Here is a 17036-nt window from a genome sequence, read left to right as displayed (position 1 = left end):
TAATTCAAATTTACTCTAAAATCTCCGAAACAACGCCAGAACCAACAGTTCTACCACCTTCTCTTATCGCAAAACGCAATCCTTTATCCATTGCTATTGGTACTTGCAACTCCACTTCTATGCTTACATTGTCCCCTGGCATGACCATCTCCTTTCCATCTAGCAATTTTATGCTCCCAGTTACATCCGTTGTCCTTAAATAAAACTGTGGCTGATAATTTCCAAAAAATGGTGTATGCCTTCCTCCTTCTTCTTTCTTCAATATATACACCTCCGCATTAAATTTCTTATGCGGAGTTATTGTCCCTGGTTTTGCCAATACTTGCCCTCTCTCCACTTCTTCTCTCTTTGTTCCTCTTAGTAGTATTCCTACATTGAGTCCTGCACTTCCCTTATCTAGCAACTTCTTAAACATCTCAACACCAGTACATATCGTCTTTTGCGTCGCTTTCAGACCTATTATCTCTATCTCATCCCCTGTCTTTATCTCCCCCTTCTCTATTCTTCCTGTTACTACCGTCCCTCGGCCCGATATTGAAAATACATCTTCTATTGGCAATAAAAACGGCAAATCTATAGGCCTTGGAGGTACTGCCACATACTCATCTAACTTCTCCATCAATTTATCTATTGATTTCTTTCCATACTCACTACCATCATCCTCCAATGCTTTTAACGCAGACCCAACTATCACAGGCACTTCATCACCTGGAAATCCATACTTACTCAGCAACTCTCTCACTTCCATTTCCACCAAATCTATCATATCAGCATCAGCAACATCAGCTTTGTTTATATATACCACGATATATCCAACACCCACTTGTTTTGCCAGCAATATATGCTCTCTCGTTTGTGGCATCGGCCCATCAACCCCTGACACTACCAATATTGCTGCATCCATCTGTGCTGCACCTACTATCATATTCTTTACATAATCAGCATGTCCAGGGCAATCAACGTGTGCATAGTGTCTCTTTTCTGTTTGATATTCAACATGCGCTGTTGCTATTGTTATCCCTCTCTTTCTTTCTTCTGGCGCTTTATCTATCTGATCATATGCTACAAAATTACCATAATGCTTTGTTATCGCCGCTGTTAACGTTGTCTTCCCATGATCCACATGTCCTATCGTTCCCACGTTTACATGCGGCTTTCCAAATGCTTCTACTATTGCTGTCATAATTACTAACCTTTAATTATACTTTAACTTTAACTCATCAACCACATATTGTGGCACTTGTTCATAACAAGAAAAATGCATACTATACTGAGCTCTTCCCTGAGATATAGAACGCAAAACATTTATATAACCAAACATATTTGCAAGAGGAACGGAAGCAGTAATTATTTTGCTATTATTACCTAAATCCATCATATCAACAACACTGCCTCTTCTACTATTTATATCACCCATAACATCACCCATATATTCTTCAGGAGTAATGATTTCCACTTTCATTATAGGTTCTAGCATTTTTGGACCAGCTTTATTTGCCATTTCCTTAAAAGCACCTTTAGCAGCAAGTTCAAAAGCCAAAGGACTAGAATCAACATCATGAAAAGCACCATCAAGAAGAGTAGCCTTAAAATCAATCAATGGAAAGCCAGAAATTATACCACCTTCTTTTATCAAATCTAAGCCATTTTGCACTCCAGGTATATACTCTTTTGGAATAGCACCGCCTACAATTTTACTTTCAAACTGAAAGCCAAAACCAGGCTCAAGAGGTTCGAATTTTATTTTAACTTTAGCAAACTGACCAGCACCACCTGATTGTTTTTTATGAGTGTAATCAATTTCAACAGATTTAGTGATAGTTTCACGATATGCAACTTGAGGCGCACCAACGTTAGCTTCAACATTAAACTCGCGCTTCATTCTATCAATAATAATCTCAAGATGCAGCTCACCCATACCTTTCAATATAGTCTGCCCACTCTCCGCATTTACTGACATCCTCAAAGAAGGATCTTCTGCAACTAATCTATTCAAAGCAACGCCTAATTTTTCCTGATCTGAGGTAGTTTTCGGTTCTATAGCAGTTTCAATAACAGGATCAGGAAATTCCATACGCTCTAATAGTATAGGAAAATCAGATGAACATAAAGTATCACCAGTAATTGTTTTCTTTAATCCAACTAAGGCAACTATATCACCAACTTTAGCTTCGTTTATATCTTCTCTGTTATTTGCATGCATAAGTAACATTCTACCAATTCCTTCAGTCTCATTCTTTCCAGCATTTAACACAGCAGATTTAGATTTTAACTTACCGGAATAAATACGAATAAACGTCAAGCTACCTACAAATTTATCCGTCATCACTTTAAACGCAAGAGCAACGAATTTCTCTTTTTCTGAAGGTTTGATCTCAATTTTCTTTTCTGAATCTTTAGGATCAGTTCCAATAATTACATCAACATCAATAGGAGAGGGTAAAAAATCAACCACACCATCTAAAAGTGATTGCACGCCTTTGTTTTTAAAAGCTGACCCACATAATACAGGGACAAATTTTCCTTTAATGGTCCCTCTTCTCACACACTTTTTCAATAAATCAGTTGGCAGATCGTTAGATTCAAAGTAAATATTTATCGCCTCATCATCCATTTCAGCTGCAGCATCTAATAAAAGATTTCGATACTCTTGAGCCTTATCAAGCAAATCATAAGGAATATCTTCATAAGAAAATTTAGCGCCTAATGTTTCTTCTTGCCATATAATAGCTTTCATAGAAATAAGATCGATTATGCCTTTAAAATCTTTCTCACTTCCTATTGGCAACTGAATAACTAAAGGTGATGCGCCAAGCTTCGTTTTTATCATATCGACACATCGATAAAAATTTGCCCCTATTCTATCCATTTTATTAACAAAGCAGATACGAGGAACGGTATATTTATCAGCTTGACGCCAAACCGTCTCAGACTGAGGCTCAACTCCAGCAACCCCATCAAATACAGCAACTGCACCATCCAAAACCCTCAAAGATCTCTCAACCTCAATAGTGAAATCAACATGACCAGGAGTATCTATTATATTAATCCTATGATCATTCCAAAAACATGTTGTTGCAGCAGAGGTAATTGTAATGCCACGCTCCTTCTCTTGCTCCATCCAATCCATAGAAGCCGCACCATCGTGCACTTCACCAATCCTATTTTGTTTACCAGTATAAAATAAAATACGCTCTGTTGTGGTGGTCTTTCCAGCATCTATATGAGCCATTATTCCTATATTTCTATACCTAGATATTAAAACTTCCATACCACAATCAATCAGGTAATATTAAAAACGAAGATGAGAAAATGCCTTATTAGCTTCAGCCATTTTATACTTTTCTTCACACATCTTAAATGCACCACCACATTTATTATAAGCATCTAATATTTCAGACTGCAAACAATAAACAGTAGTTCTACCACTCTTTTTTCTAGCAGCAGAAGTTGCTCTAGCAATCCACCTTAATGCCAAAGAAATTGCTCTATCTTGACGAATTTCAACAGGTACTTGATAAGTTGTACCACCAATACGTCGAGAACGCACTTCTATAGAAGGAGTAACATTTTCTACTGCTGTTTCAAAAATTGATAAGGCATCTTTGCCTATTTTCTTTTCAGCTAAGGACAAAGCACTATAAGCAATCTTTTCTGCAATAGATTTTTTACCACATTTCATAATTATATTAATAAAACGCATAACCAAGACACTACCATAACGAGAGTCAGGGCTTGTTCTTTTTTTTGCTTTATTACGACGTGCCATAAATTTTAACCAGATTTCTTTACACCATATTGTGAACGAGATTTCTTTCTACCTTGCACACCACGTAGATCAAGAGCACCTCTTATTATGTGATAACGTACACCCGGCAAATCCTTAACTCGCCCGCCACGTATTAAAACAACGGAATGCTCTTGTAAATTATGACCTTCGCCAGGTATATAAGCCGTCACTTCACCGTATCCACTAATCTTTACTCTAGCTACCTTACGTAGTGCTGAATTAGGCTTTCTAGGAGTTGTAGTATATACCTTAGTGCAAACACCCCTTCTTTGAGGATTGCATTTTCCCAAAGCTGGCACCTTCTTCTTGGGAGTTAACCCTGATCTACCCTTACATATTAATTGACTTATCGTAGGCATATACTGTAAATTTAAAACTCTGAAAATAACTAAGTCTTAGTTATAAAATAATAAACCTCAATAGTCAATATAAAAATAAACATTACTACTCTAAATAATCTCAGCCTAATTGCTTTGAAAGCTACTGATAATTATATGCTAAAGCGCATATTGGTTTTAATATTAAGAAATTATCACTTGCTGTAGTCGAATTAATATAGATATGGAACAAGTAATATACTGTGATGGCTATCAAAGAATATGCAGAAAATAATCCTTATAGTAGAGCCAAGAGTTTCTAACATTAATGCAAAAATACTAAACGAATTACCAGTAAAGCCAGATGATTTTTACAATCCTACTCTTGACACTTAGATTTAATGCAGCTACCCTAAGTTCAAAATTCTATACTCAATTTTGCTGTTCTTGCATACAAGGAACACGTTTTTAGAATAATGAAAACAATCAGCGCTTTAATTAAAGAAGGGTCAAAGCTACTATCATCACATAGAATTGAATCACCACATTTGGATTGTGAAATCATCATGCAATACGTACTTGGAGTAGAAAGATCATTTACAATCATGAATCACACCAATCAGGTACCAAGAAACAAAGAGCTTCTATTCTGGAAATTAACAAAAAAAAGAGCAGAAAGATATCCAATATCGCAAATAATAGGTAATCGTGAATTCTGGAGTAAAAATTTTATAGTTAACCAACATGTTCTAGATCCAAGACCAGATAGTGAGACAGTAATTTCAACAGTGTTAAAATATTACCAAAATAAGAAGCAAAAAATAAAAATTGCAGATTTTGGCACAGGCACAGGCTGTTTGTTGATCTCCATACTTAGTGAGTATGAATATGCTATTGGAGTTGGTTTTGAAAAAAGTCTGGAAGCGTACAAAATTACCTGCCAGAACACAAAGAAACATAATCTTCTCAACAGAGCTAAAATATTTCCAAATTCGTGGACAGAATGTAGAGATTTATTTGATCTCATAATAAGCAATCCTCCATATATTAAAAGAAGTAAGTTAAAAAATCTGCAAGCTGAAGTGCAAAAAGAGCCAAGAATTGCTCTTGATGGTGGTATCGATGGATTGAGCTGTTACCTGAGTATTTTTCCAATATTGAAAAAGTGCCTTAAAAAAGATGGGTTTGCGATACTGGAAATAGGCGAAGATCAAAGCAATATTGACAAAATAATACCCTTATATGGACTGGCTTTTCAGGAATACGTATACGACTTGGCTGGAATGAAAAGATGCATTGTTGTAAAGCAAGATAAAGAACATGACTAGTAGAACGCTAGCTTTCTAAGAACCTGTTCATAATCTCAAGAAAGGCATAAAGTAAGAAATAGAGTGTATAAATTAGGATATATGAGGAGTGTATACCCAAGTGACATAAGTCGAGAGAAGTTTGAGATTATTTCACCAGATCTGGAGTCTTGTGGAAAAAACAAAACCAAAAAAAACTTGATTTGTATGATATATTTTGCGGAGTGTTGTACGCCCTAAAAAGGGTTTATCAGTGTAGGATGCTACCAAAAGAGTTTCCCAAAACGGCGCAATTGTTATGATTATTTCAAAAATGGAGTGAAAAAGTAAAAGGAAATAAAAAAAAGTATTTTGGAGTGCATGTTAAAAAAAATAGTTAGTGTGGTCCGACAAAACAATGTTTGGAAAGAAAAAACCAGCTTTTGCATAGTTGACGCTCAGAGTGTAAAGAACGCAGACAATGATGAAGAAAAAAGCTATGACGCTGGTAAAAAAATCTCAGGAATAAAACGCCATATCGCACAAGATATAGATGTTTGCTATTTATTCTTAAGCTTATTTAAATAGCATTTTACTTTTTTAGTATGTAGAGATTTTCTAGAAATTATTCTATTGAATTCTATGATATTATTTTTTGTAGCATTGTTATACATACCATAAGAGTGAACTGACGAAATTTGTAAAGTAGCTTTATGGCTTAGCTAAATGATACTAACACTCAAGTAAATTTTCATTAATGGCGCAATTTGCTATGTCTATATCTCACATAACTTACAACTTGCTTTACTCCTTTTACTTTTCTTGCAATTGCTATTACAGCTTTTAATTCTGCCTTATTTTGAGCTATGCCCATCAAATAAACGACTCTATCAACTGTATTAACACTATAATTAATTGATTTAATATTTCTTTTTCCCAAAAGCCTTGTGCTTATCTCTGCTGTTATCATACCATCTACAGTAACATCTAGCATAGAAGCCATTTTAATTGGTGTGACTCTTATTTCATTTATCACTTCTTTAATCTCTTTTTGCTGCCAAGCTATTTTCTCTGCTGTGAGTTGCTTTTCATGATTATCAACATTTCCAATGAGTAATACTCTTCCTTCACTCACTTTAACTTTTATAGATGAGAACAGTCCGTGTTTTAAGAGTACCTTATTGATTCTTATTACTATAGTTGTATCATCAATAATGTTTCCCAAGGATTTATCTTGCATTGTTATTGATGTAGCCGCTGCAGTTGCTGTTACCACTATACCACTTACAAGAGCCGTACAGCCACTCTGTGTAATCAGAAAAATTGCGAGTAAGAAGCTTTCTATTAATCTCATTATTAATTTCCAGAGTTTAGAGCCTTAATTAAAGAATATTAATAAGCTTTTTTTATTGTGTAAATACTATAAATTGAATAAGCCTTGAATATTTCTAAGACAGTACTTATCTTAATAGTTTTAGTTAAAGTAATTCAGGATTAGATTCATAGTGGAGTTAACCAGTATTATAAGTTCAGTCTGTGGTACTAAGATCTAATCTTTAAATTGTATAAGATGACAGAAGTGGTTATCTATAAGTTAATGAAGGGCTCTTGCGGATATGGCGAAATTGGTAGACGTGCCAGGTTTAGGTCCTGGTGAGCTTGCTCGTGGGGGTTCAAGTCCCTCTATCCGCACTTAAAGTCATGTAACTCAGGTTTTAAGAGAAAATTTATACTCACTAAGTACACTTTTGTTTGTATAAGAACCTGTTCTTAAGGATTGTATTTAACTTAAATTCTGGTAAAGTGGCTTTATTAAAACATAAATAAAATATTGATAACAGGTTGTAATGTCTAGTAATATACCTCAAAATGCAGTCGAAACAGATACATTAAGTAATATATATACCTATAAGGAACTTAGTGTAGATAAACTAAAGTATGAGTATGAAATCACAGTTAGTAGTGATTATATACAACAAAAGATAAACTCTAGATTACAAGAAATAGCGAAGAATGCAAAATTGCCTGGATTTAGATCAGGAAAGATGCCTTACGATCTTGTTGTTACAAATTATAAAAACGAAGCTTTGGAATATGTGATAAACGATACGATTGACTATTGCTCAAGTGATTTAATGAAAAAAATCGAAGTTAAGTCTCACATCCATCCTAAGGTTGATATTATGTCATTACCAAACCTGGATAAAAAGGATGAAAAAGGCGACTTTCTGTACAAATTATCTTTTGAATCGATGCCAAAAGTGCCAGTGATAGATCTTGATAAAATAAATTTGAAGAAAGTTAAGGCAAAAATCAAAGAGGGAGACATAAAAGAATTTATTGATTCTATAAAAACAAAATTTCCTAACTTTGTCTCTGTTGATGATGTTTCTTATCAAGCAAAAAACGAGGATAAACTGATAATTGACTTTGAAGGGCGAATTAGAAATAAGCTCTTTCAAGGTGGAAGTGGCAAAAACTTTACTGTTAATTTAGGATCTGGAACATTTATAAATGGTTTTGAAGATCAATTAATTGGCATGAAAAAAGGGGAAACAAAAAGCTTTAAGTTGAGATTTTCTGAAGATTACCAGGTAATTTCCCTTGCGGGGCAGGAGGCTGCTTTTTCTGTTCGAGTCAATGATATTCAGATTGCCAAAGATTTGCAAAGTGATAATGAAATAGCTAGGGGAATTGGTTTTGAAGATCATTCTTCGCTAATAAATCATGTAAAAGAAGTAATTGATAATCAGTGTAAAAAAATGGGAGATCTCTTAATTAAGAAAGAGCTATTTGATTGTTTGGATGTTAGTTATAGTTTTGATTTGCCTATAGAAGTAGTAAAACAGGAACAGCAGAGAGTGGAAAGAGAGTTGAATGCTAAAGGTGATTCTTTTAAAGAAGCTGAAAGACGTGTAAAGCTTGCAATGCTATTTATGGAGTTCAGTAAAGAATATGAAATATCATTAACTCAAAATGATATTATGAACGTTATTGTAAATCAATATGTCAGTAAAGATGTATCATTTGACATAGTATTTAAACATTTTAAATCAGATGGACAATTTCAGGAATTAGTTAGAGGGCAAGCGCTTGAGTATAAAGTGACAGATTATATGATAGAAAAAGTTAGTAAAGAAGAACAGATTGTTTCTGTGAAAGAATTAAAGGAATTATTTGATAATATTTGATAGGAAAAGGTATGACTCTTATACCAATTGTAGTTGAACAAACTAGTCGCGGTGAGCGGGCTTATGACATATATTCAAGGCTAGTAAAAGAAAGAATAATTTTCGTAACTGGCCCTATTGAAGACAACATGGCCAGCGTAATAGTAGCACAGCTTTTATTTTTAGAATCGGAAAATCCCGATAAAGACATTTGTATGTATATTAACTCACCAGGTGGTGTTGTAACTGCTGGTTTGTCGATCTACGATACAATGCAGTATATAAATCCAGACGTTTCAACTTTGTGTATAGGTCAAGCTGCATCTATGGGTTCTTTGTTGCTTACAGCTGGTGCGGAGGGTAAGCGTTACTCGCTACCTCATTCAAGAATTATGATACATCAGCCATCTGGTGGTTATCAAGGTCAAGCAACTGACATAGAGATACATGCTAATGAAATTTTGCGAGTTAAGAAAAAACTAAATCAAATTTATGAAAAACATACTGGAAATTCACTAAAGAAAATTGAAGGAATGATGGAAAGAGATAAATTCATGGATCCTGAAGAAGCAATGAAAATTGGCTTAATTGACAGAGTAATAGCTGAGCGTAAAGATATGAAGATTGAAAATATTAAAGTTAAACAAAAGGTAGTTTAATGGATAACAATAATGATTTACACTACTGTTCTTTTTGTAACAAGGCACAAAACGAAGTAGATAAATTGATTACTAACTCTTCAGATGGTTTAAAGGTGTTCATTTGTAATGAATGCATAGAGTTATCCCATAAAGCAATAAGTCAAAAGAAAGAGAGAGCTTTTAATTCAGATCATATATCTGATATGAAGCTATTACTAAAGAAACCTGAAGATATAAAAAATTTTCTTAGTAAGCATGTTGTAGGTCAGGAACATGCGCAACACGTTTTATCTGTGGCTATGTATAACCATTGTCAATCCATGGTGCAACTTCATTCTATAAGTGATATTGAAATTGAGAAGTCAAATATAATGCTTATTGGCCCTACTGGTTCTGGTAAGACTTTGCTAGCAAAAACACTTGCTAAAGTTTCAGATGTGCCATTTGCTATGGCCGATGCAACAACTTTGACTGAGGCAGGTTATGTAGGTGATGATGTAGAAAGCGTGTTGTCACGTCTATTACAAGCTGCAAATTATGATGTTGCAAAGGCACAGCATGGTATAGTGTTTATCGATGAAATAGACAAGATCACAAGAAAGTCTGAAAGCGCTTCAATAACCCGTGATGTTTCAGGTGAAGGGGTCCAACAAGCTCTACTAAAAATCATGGAAGGTACGGTTGCTTGTGTTCCTCCACAAGGAGGGCGAAAACACCCGCAACAAGAGTTTATACAAGTAGACACTAGTAACATACTATTTATTTGTGGAGGAGCTTTTGAAGGCCTAAATAAAATTATTGAGGCAAGAAAAAAGGGAACATCAGTTGGCTTTGGAGCAGATATAAGTCAGTCTAAAGCACAAAAGAAAAAAAATGCTTTACGCGATGCTCAACCTGAGGACTTAATCAAATTCGGTTTGATACCCGAATTTGTAGGACGGGTTCCAATAACTGCTGTTCTAGATGAGCTGGATCACGAGGATTTAATACATGTGTTGACAGATCCAAGAAATGCGCTAGTAAAACAATATAAAGCATTGCTTGCATTTAGTAAAGTAAACCTTGAGTTTTCAGATGAAGCAATATCAGCTATTGCTAAAAAAGCTATAAGCTATAAAACAGGTGCAAGGATGTTACGTGCTATCTTAGAGTCACTTTTACTTGATGTTATGTATATATCCGGCAACGGAGGTTTTGAAGGTAGCACTATAACGGTTACTAAGAAAATGGTAGAATTAGGCAAAGCGACGATTAATCATAATAATAAGGGTAGTGTTATAACGGTTAATGATTAATTTGAGGCATATATTATGAGTATTGGACGTGCTGTAAACTTTAATTCTACTGTATTACCAGTATTACCTCTAAGAGATGTAGTAATTTTTCCAAATATAATGTTGCCTTTATTCGTAGGTAGAGAAAAATCTGTTCATGCACTAGAGTATGCAATAAGTAGCAGTAGTCACCAAAACGAGATTTTTCTCATAGCACAAAAAGATGGTTCTATTGATAATCCAGAGCCAGAGAATCTTTATGAAGTAGGCGTGTTAGCAAACATTATACAACCATTAATAAAACTGCCTGACAATGCAGTGAAAGTCATGATTCATGGGGTAAGAAGGGGAAGAGTTATAGAATATATTAGCTCTCACACTTTGTTACAGGCCAGAGTAGAGTTAGATGGTCATTATGAGTATGGAGAAAATGAAGATAATATTGATTTAGAAGCTTTAAGGCGTTCTGTTATAGATGCATTCGACAATTGGTGTAAACTAAGCAAGAAAAGTCGACCCGAGATTATTATTGACCCCATTGATCAAGTTAAAGAGGTTAATCAAATTGTAGGTATGATAGCTTCGCACTTAAATATAAAGGTATCAGATAAGCAAAACATACTTGAAGTTTATAACCCAAAAGAGCGTTTAAAAAAAGTTTTTGCTCTTATTGAGAGAGAAATAAGTATTTTGAGTGCACAAAACCGCTTGTATAAGACAATTAAATCACAGGTTGAAAGTACTCAAAAAGTTTACTACCTTAATGAGCAATTAAAAGCTATACAGAAAGAATTAGGTGAGTTTGAAAATGGAGATGAAGGTAATATACTCAATGAATTTGAAAAAAAGATAAATGAAACAAAGCTTTCTGAGGAAGCAAAAAAGAAAGCCATAACTGACTTAAAGAGATATAAGAAAATGAATCCCATTTCTCCTGAAGCAACAGTTATATCTAGTTACTTGCATTGGTTGCTTGATTTGCCATGGGGAAAGTACAAAGATGCAAAAATTAACTTAAATGCGGCTAAAAAAATCTTAGATGAAAATCATTATGGCATAGAGAAAGTAAAAGATAGAATAATAGAATTTTTAGCAGTATTAAAGAGAGTAAAAGAGATAAAGGGTCCTATACTTTGCTTAGTTGGACCACCTGGTGTTGGTAAAACTTCTTTAGCTAAGTCTATGGCAAAAGCAGTAGGAAGAGATTTTGTTCGCATATCTCTTGGTGGTATACGTGATGAGTCTGAAATACGAGGACACAGAAAAACTTATATTGGCTCAATGCCTGGTAAAATCATTCAACACATGAAAAAAGCTAATTCATGCAACCCGCTTTTTCTGCTTGATGAAATAGATAAGATGGGTTCTGATTCGCGTGGTGATCCTGCATCTGCATTACTTGAGGTTTTGGATACTGAGCACAATAAACACTTTACTGATCATTACTTGGAAGTTGAATTTGATCTTTCAAGTGTAATGTTTGTAGCTACGGCAAACAGCTTAAATTTGCCACATCCTTTGCGTGATAGGATGGAAATTATACAATTATCTGGATATAGCGAAGATGAGAAGATCAGTATTGCTACGCATCACCTTATTCCAAAATTAAAAAAAGAGCATGGTTTGCATCAGAAGGAGTGGAAAATAACTAATGAAGCATTATACGAGTTGATACGTTTATATACACGTGAGAGCGGCGTGCGAAGCATGGAAAGGGAACTTGCAAAGCTCATGAGAAAAGCAGTTAAAGCAATATTAACTGATAAAAATAAGAAAATATCCGTAGAGGTTGGTAATTTACAAGATTACCTAGGGGTACGTAAGTATACCTTTGGCATTGCAGAAAATGAGAGTTTGGTAGGGGTAGTAACTGGTCTCGCCTATACTGAAACAGGTGGTGATATTTTAATGATAGAGTCAGTCCTAATTCCGGGCAAGGGGGAAATAAAATACACAGGAAAGCTTGGAGAGGTTATGCAAGAGTCTATAAAAGCTGCGTATAGTTATGTGCGATCAAATTGTTTATTTTTCGGTATAAAACCCGAAAAATTTAAAAATAATGATATACATTTGCATGTACCTGAGGGTGCTGTGCCAAAAGATGGTCCCTCTGCTGGCAGTGCAGTGTGTACATCTATTGTTTCTCTTATGACAAATATACCAGTTAACAAAAGTGTTGCTATGACAGGTGAAGTAACATTGCGTGGTAGAGTGTTGGCTATTGGGGGTTTGAGAGAAAAATTGCTTGCTGCGCTAAGAGGATCAATCAAAACTGTGATTATACCAAGTGAAAATGAGAAAGATATGCAAGAGATTCCTGCAAATATAAAAGAAGAAATCAATGTAATTTTTGCTGAGAATATTGATGAAGTTATAAAAGTTGCTTTGATGTACCCTATTACTTCAATTGATGATAATAACGAAATTAGTGTGTCTAGCTCCATAGAAAATAAGGATAATACCTTCCCTTCATCAGAAACATTAAAGCACTAAATTGAAAAGGTTTATGCAATTTTCGTTTCTTTTTTTTAACCTCAAAGCTCTGATTTGAATATATAAATTACAAGTAACATATATGGCAATTTCATAAGTTCATTTTTCAAGCATATATTGCAATATCTCACTAGCAATTGCAACATCTTGGCGTGGAGTTTTACCATGTTCTATAAACACTGAGATTGCATAGCGCGGATCATGGTAGGGGCCATAAGCGATAAACAATTTATGACTTTCACCTTTAGAGTTTATCTCTGGTGTACCGGTTTTGCCAGCAATTTGTATACTGCCTAGTCCTTTTCTATAGTTAGAATTCACCACGTCAAACATAGCTTTTCGAACCACACTAAGATGCTCATGATTCACATCAATATCAAGAAAGTCTTGCCCTGATTTACTCATCTCAATGTGGGGAATTACCTCCTTTCCTGTTGCAACCCTCGCTGCAAGAACCGCAAGCTGTAATGGCGTTGTAAGTAAATACCCTTGTCCTATAACTAAGTTAATGGTATCACCTAAATACCACTCTGAATATAGCTTGCGTGCACGCCAATTCATGTCAGGCAACAATCCCGGAGCTTCTTCCTTAAACATTCCAATTAATGGTCCACTTCCTATACCAAATTTGCTAGACATTTCTAGTAGAGAATCTACGTTTATTTTTTTTCCTATATTATAAAAGTAAGTGTTGCATGAGAAGGACATTGCCTCGTTTAAAGATACATATCCATGGACTTTGCTTTTTAGGCAACGAAATTTTCGTTCACCTATTTTCATATAGCCCCTACACGAGAACTTTTCTTCTGGTGTTATTATTCCATCTTTTAAACCTGCAAGCGCATCTATTATTTTAAATATTGAACCAGGTGGAATTTGATATGATAATGCACGGTTTACAAGCGGTAATGAAGGATTGTTTAAATTTTTCCAAGTTTCATTTGATAATCTGCTAGTGAAAAGATTATTATCGTAAGAAGGTGAATTATATAATGCTAAAATTTCTCCGTTATTTACATCAATTACCACTGTGGAACCTTGGTGGTCTTTAAATATCTCTGCAATTTTCTTCTGTAAACCAATATTAATTGTCAGCTGTATATCTTGTCCGTCTTGTTGCGGTATGCTAGATAACTCTCTCATGATACGCTTCTTAGAATTTATTTCCTGCTCAGATTTTCCGGTCTTACCTTTTAATATATGATCATATGTATATTCAATTCCACTAACCCCTGCTTCATTTATGTCTTGCTGTCTTTTTGTATATCCGATTATATGAGAACATATCGAACCAAACGGGTAATAACGTTTATAAAGAGCAGTTATTTTTGTATCTGATGATTTTGTTGCATCAGGTTTAATTTCTGATAACATCTGCAAATCAACTTCCCTAGTAAAGGTTTTTTGCCCATCAAATAAAACAATATACGAAATTTTGTTTACTGCGAGTTCAACGCTATTCCTATCCAAAATCCTGCCTCGTTTAGGCATAATAGTAACAACTTTTGTCCTATTATTATTAGATAGCACTTCGTATTTTTGTCTATCTCGTACTTGTAAAGTGTACAACCTATAACTAAAGATAGCAGAAATAGTAAGCTGAATACCACCTAATATGAATGACCTACGGTTGAAGACCTTGTTTTTTGTCCACATAGAATTCCTTTAGAATGCACTCTTTCTCCTTTTATTGGCATATTTCTAGCTTTCACTACATCACAAATCCTCTTTTCCCAATCACTTAAGGTAACAAGCTCATAACCCCATTTTTTTAGTATTTTAATAATCTGAGGTAAAGCTTCAACTGTATTTGATTTGTTATCGTGATCATGGAACAATATAATCGCTCCATTATGTACATTGCTTAAAACTCTTTCAACCAGAATATCTGATTTATCGCCTTGCCAGTCCAGATAATCAACTGTCCATAGTATGGAACACATATTTAATCGATTAGTATTTTCGATCAAATTATCATTGTGACATCCATATGGTGGACGAAACCATTTTACATTCTGTTCTGTTGCATTTTTAATTGCCACATTTGTCTTTTCCAGTTCTTGCAATTGCTCCTCACTTGAAAGTGATGTCAACTTCCTATGCGACCAAGAATGATTACCTAATTCATGACCTGCTTTATGGATTTTGTTTACTATTTCAGATGTTTTTTTATTTATACGCTCACCAAGCACAAAAAATGTCGCTTTTGTTTTATTGCTCTCCAGAATATTAATAATATCTCCTGCTCTATTATAAGACGGTCCATCATCAAACGTAAGTGCAACGAACTTATTTTTGTTATTCAATAATTTCTTTATATTACTTAAATTTCTATATGATAGATCCAAATCACAACTGAGCCCACGATATGGTAAGTTAAAGTTACAATCACTACAGAAAACTGCGCTTGAATATAGCAAAAGAAAAGCGATTATTCTTATAAACATAAGAAATTAGCAAAGTGATAGAATACTACGCTTTTTTGCTAAATTAAACCACTTTTAACAGCTACTTTTTACTTCGTTACTTTATAAATATATTATACTAATAACTTTATACAATATATTATGATTGCAAATATAAATACCGTTGCACTTCAGGGAGTCAGCACAGTAAATGTTAATGTACAGATTCACATGGCAAATGGTATTCCAGCTTTTAATATTGTTGGATTGCCGGATAAAACTGTTGCAGAGTCCAAAGAGCGCATCAGAGCAGCGTTAAACTCAATCAATCTGCTGCTACCTCCAAAAAGAATCACAGTGAATCTTTCCCCTGCGGATTTGCTTAAAGAAGGCAGTCATTATGATTTAGCTATTGCTGTTGGATTACTTGTTGTGATGAATGTGATACCAGTTGAAAAAGTCCAATCTTATATAATAATGGGTGAGCTAGGACTAGATAGAAGAGTTATTCCAATCTCAGGAGTACTTCCAACAGTAATAAATGCAAAACGAGAAAGTAAAGGCATAATCTGCCCAAGAGGTAATGTTATAGAAGCTGCGTGGATAGAAAATATTTCGGTTCTTGCAATAGAAAAGTTAACCGATATTGTCAGACCTTTTAAAGGTGAACAGTTAATTGAGCCGATAGTTTTTAACTATAGTGATGTACCCAAGGAGAAAAGGTTAGTTTCAGATATGAAAGATATCAAAGGCCAAGTTGTTGCAAAAAGAGCAGATGAAATTGCAGCAGCAGGTGGACACAATATGCTTCTTGTTGGACCTCCTGGTACTGGAAAATCAATGCTTGCTAAGCGATTTATAGGGCTATTACCTGATTTGACTGAGCAGGAGATGATTGATGTTAATATTATCTCTAGCATAACAAAAGCCGGTAACGAAACATTTAAAGTAACTCGTCCCTTTCGTGAACCTCATCACTCATGTTCCATGCCAGCAATGATAGGAGGAGGAAAAAATGCAAAGCCTGGGGAAATTACCATGGCTCACAATGGTGTGTTATTTCTTGACGAGCTACCTGAATTTCCAAGGCTTGTGCTTGATTCTCTACGCCAACCACTTGAAGATAGAAAAGTCACTATCGCAAGGGCAAATGCTCACATTACTTATCCAGCTAATTTTCAACTTATAGCTGCAATGAATCCCTGCAGGTGCGGTTACTTAGGTGATGCAAGTAGATCGTGCAACAAAGCTCCAAATGCGGCACAGATTATAGAAATAAAATATCAGGACCTTTGCTTGATAGAATAGACATATGCATTGAAATGCCAAACGTTAGTATACTCTCTCCTGAAATTTCTTCAGAAGGAGAAAGCACTGAAAATATTAGAAAAAGAGTGATAGCAGCGAGGAAAATTCAAGCTGAGCGTTATAGTAAATTGAATATTTATTGTAATGCAGAAGTAAGTGGTGAAGCATTAACTAAGCCAGACGAGGAAGGATTAGAATTACTAAAATACGTACTGAAAGAAAATTACATTTCCAATCGAGGCTACATACGCATATTAAGAGTTGCAAGAACCATTGCAGATCTTGCAAAAAGTGAGGAAATAAAAAGAGCACATATTGCAGAAGCACTAAATTAAAGAATAAGAATGTATAA

The 17036-nt window shown here is 34.8% G+C and carries 13 protein-coding genes, 1 tRNA gene and 1 pseudogene; 8 read left to right on the top strand and 7 right to left on the bottom strand.

Translation table 11 applies throughout. The annotated features are described in order from the left end of the window. Window positions 1-10: 10 nt before the first annotated feature. The 4 genes from tuf to rpsL are packed head-to-tail and all read right to left on the bottom strand — an operon-like array spanning window position 11 to window position 4149. Window positions 11-1183: an elongation factor Tu gene (tuf, locus tag AAE962_RS01075; protein ID WP_264336932.1), complete on the bottom strand. Its 1173-nt coding sequence runs from the start codon at window positions 1181-1183 to the stop codon at window positions 11-13. Between the two features lie 12 nt (window positions 1184-1195). Continuing rightward, the gene (fusA, locus tag AAE962_RS01070) at window positions 1196-3271 is read right to left on the bottom strand and encodes an elongation factor G (protein ID WP_343289218.1); all 2076 of its coding nucleotides are present in this window, start codon (window positions 3269-3271) and stop codon (window positions 1196-1198) included. A gap of 21 nt (window positions 3272-3292) precedes the next feature. Next, window positions 3293-3769, bottom strand: coding sequence for a 30S ribosomal protein S7 (gene rpsG, locus AAE962_RS01065; RefSeq protein ID WP_264336204.1), 477 nt, complete (start codon window positions 3767-3769; stop codon window positions 3293-3295). A gap of 5 nt (window positions 3770-3774) precedes the next feature. Then, complete coding sequence (gene rpsL / locus AAE962_RS01060) at window positions 3775-4149, bottom strand: 30S ribosomal protein S12 (RefSeq protein WP_343289217.1); 375 nt, start codon at window positions 4147-4149, stop codon at window positions 3775-3777. Window positions 4150-4583: 434 nt separating this feature from the next. Here rpsL and prmC point away from each other — a divergent pair, with 434 nt between their 5' ends. Continuing rightward, entirely contained in the window at window positions 4584-5435 is an 852-nt protein-coding gene (prmC, locus tag AAE962_RS01055) for a peptide chain release factor N(5)-glutamine methyltransferase (protein WP_019236648.1), read from the top strand. Between the two features lie 339 nt (window positions 5436-5774). After that, complete coding sequence (locus AAE962_RS01050) at window positions 5775-5981, top strand: transposase (protein ID WP_343289216.1); 207 nt, start codon at window positions 5775-5777, stop codon at window positions 5979-5981. Between the two features lie 166 nt (window positions 5982-6147). Here AAE962_RS01050 and AAE962_RS01045 read toward each other — a convergent pair whose 3' ends face one another. Then, on the bottom strand, window positions 6148-6747 hold the full coding sequence (locus AAE962_RS01045; protein ID WP_343289215.1) for a BON domain-containing protein: 600 nt from the start codon (window positions 6745-6747) through the stop codon (window positions 6148-6150). Between the two features lie 256 nt (window positions 6748-7003). On the opposite strand from AAE962_RS01045, the gene AAE962_RS01040 reads away from it, so the two are divergent. The 5 genes from AAE962_RS01040 (at window position 7004) to lon (ending at window position 12971) form a co-directional block, all read left to right on the top strand. Further along, window positions 7004-7085: transfer RNA gene (locus AAE962_RS01040), tRNA-Leu, on the top strand. Window positions 7086-7240: 155 nt separating this feature from the next. Beyond that, window positions 7241-8584 carry a trigger factor gene (tig, locus tag AAE962_RS01035; protein ID WP_343289214.1) on the top strand — a complete coding sequence of 448 codons (1344 nt, stop codon included), beginning with the start codon at window positions 7241-7243 and terminating at the stop codon, window positions 8582-8584. A gap of 11 nt (window positions 8585-8595) precedes the next feature. After that, window positions 8596-9222 carry an ATP-dependent Clp endopeptidase proteolytic subunit ClpP gene (gene clpP, locus AAE962_RS01030; protein ID WP_108784694.1) on the top strand — a complete coding sequence of 209 codons (627 nt, stop codon included), beginning with the start codon at window positions 8596-8598 and terminating at the stop codon, window positions 9220-9222. Beyond that, window positions 9222-10499: an ATP-dependent Clp protease ATP-binding subunit ClpX gene (gene clpX / locus AAE962_RS01025; RefSeq protein WP_343289213.1), complete on the top strand. Its 1278-nt coding sequence runs from the start codon at window positions 9222-9224 to the stop codon at window positions 10497-10499. The genes clpP and clpX overlap by 1 nt, the downstream gene beginning before the upstream one ends. Window positions 10500-10514: 15 nt before the next feature. Continuing rightward, window positions 10515-12971, top strand: coding sequence for an endopeptidase La (gene lon, locus AAE962_RS01020; RefSeq protein WP_343289212.1), 2457 nt, complete (start codon window positions 10515-10517; stop codon window positions 12969-12971). Between the two features lie 99 nt (window positions 12972-13070). Here lon and AAE962_RS01015 read toward each other — a convergent pair whose 3' ends face one another. After that, window positions 13071-14627 carry a penicillin-binding transpeptidase domain-containing protein gene (locus AAE962_RS01015; RefSeq protein WP_343289211.1) on the bottom strand — a complete coding sequence of 519 codons (1557 nt, stop codon included), beginning with the start codon at window positions 14625-14627 and terminating at the stop codon, window positions 13071-13073. Next, window positions 14582-15418 (bottom strand): polysaccharide deacetylase family protein, encoded by an 837-nt coding sequence (locus AAE962_RS01010; RefSeq protein ID WP_343289210.1) that lies wholly within the window; start codon window positions 15416-15418, stop codon window positions 14582-14584. The genes AAE962_RS01015 and AAE962_RS01010 overlap by 46 nt, the downstream gene beginning before the upstream one ends. Before the next feature lie 120 nt (window positions 15419-15538). Between AAE962_RS01010 and AAE962_RS01005 the strand changes: the two are divergent. Then, a pseudogene (locus AAE962_RS01005) lies at window positions 15539-17019 on the top strand (YifB family Mg chelatase-like AAA ATPase). Window positions 17020-17036 lie beyond the last annotated feature (17 nt).

The organism is Wolbachia endosymbiont of Encarsia formosa, from assembly GCF_039540065.1.
GTDB lineage: Bacteria > Pseudomonadota > Alphaproteobacteria > Rickettsiales > Anaplasmataceae > Wolbachia.
The sequence above is the reverse complement of the archived record's forward strand: the minus strand, read 5'-3'. Positions and strand labels throughout refer to the sequence as shown.